The following is an 846-nucleotide window of genomic DNA, read 5'->3' as shown; positions in this document are numbered from 1 at the left end:
CATTGAAATGCTAAGTTGTCTAGCTGTTTCCGAGACATTGCCTTGATTGGCTTCAATTAATTTGATGGCTTCATCTTTAAATTCTGTGGTGTAAGTCTTGTGTTTCTTGCTCATGGTAAACTCCTGATGAGTGTGTTTAGTTTACCAAGTTAAAACCTCCTGTTTTTTCAGCATACATCAACCTGAATATCGTCGCCAATGGCGTAAACTTCATATTGGTATAGATGCTGAAACCCTTCAAATACGCGCTATTCAACTCACTACAAATAATGTGAGTGATTCACAAGTGCTTGGTGATTTACTCGATCAGATTCCACAAGATGAGCAGATTGACTCTGTCTATACTGATGGGGCTTATGACACCAAGCAATGCCGTCAAGTAATTGCAGACCGACAAGCACATGCGGTGATTCCGCCAAGAAAAAATGCGAAACCTTGGAAAGATACAAAGACCAGCTCGCTAGAGCGAAATGAATTACTTCGAACAGTTAAACGTTTAGGAAGAACAATATGGAAAAATTGGTCAGGCTATCATCGCAGAAGTCTGATAGAAACCAAGATGCATTGCATCAAATTATTAGGCGATAAACTCCGTGCGAGAAACTTTCAAAGCCAAGTCAATGAGATTCATGCACGTGTGGCCGTATTAAATAAATTTACAGATTTAGGCCGACCTCACACCCAAGTTGCCACTTAAATTTAGATAACTTGGAAGAAGTTTAGCTTTTGAATGTTTGTGCAACAAAGCCGTTGGACACTAAAATTTGATTCAACTAAAAATAAAGGAACGAAAGCTATTTTAGTATTTAATAATAATTAATCGATTTTAATTAGGGTTTGTTGACA

Annotated in this window: 1 protein-coding gene and 1 pseudogene; one reads left to right on the top strand and one right to left on the bottom strand. The window is 37.8% G+C overall.

The window, feature by feature from the left end; translation table 11 throughout:
• On the bottom strand, nucleotides 1–114 hold a 114-nt coding region (locus RFX69_RS06110; RefSeq protein ID WP_309168902.1), incomplete at its 3' end, for a transposase.
• 61 nt (nucleotides 115–175) lie between these two features.
• Between RFX69_RS06110 and RFX69_RS06105 the strand changes: the two are divergent.
• Nucleotides 176–697, top strand: a pseudogene (locus RFX69_RS06105) (IS5-like element ISAha1 family transposase); the annotation flags it as partial.
• Between the last annotated feature and the right edge of the window lie 149 nt (nucleotides 698–846).

Origin of the sequence: Acinetobacter sp. 148, from assembly GCF_031196675.1 — a bacterium.
Taxonomy (GTDB): domain Bacteria; phylum Pseudomonadota; class Gammaproteobacteria; order Pseudomonadales; family Moraxellaceae; genus Acinetobacter; species Acinetobacter baumannii.
This window is presented reverse-complemented; position numbering and strand designations above follow the sequence as displayed.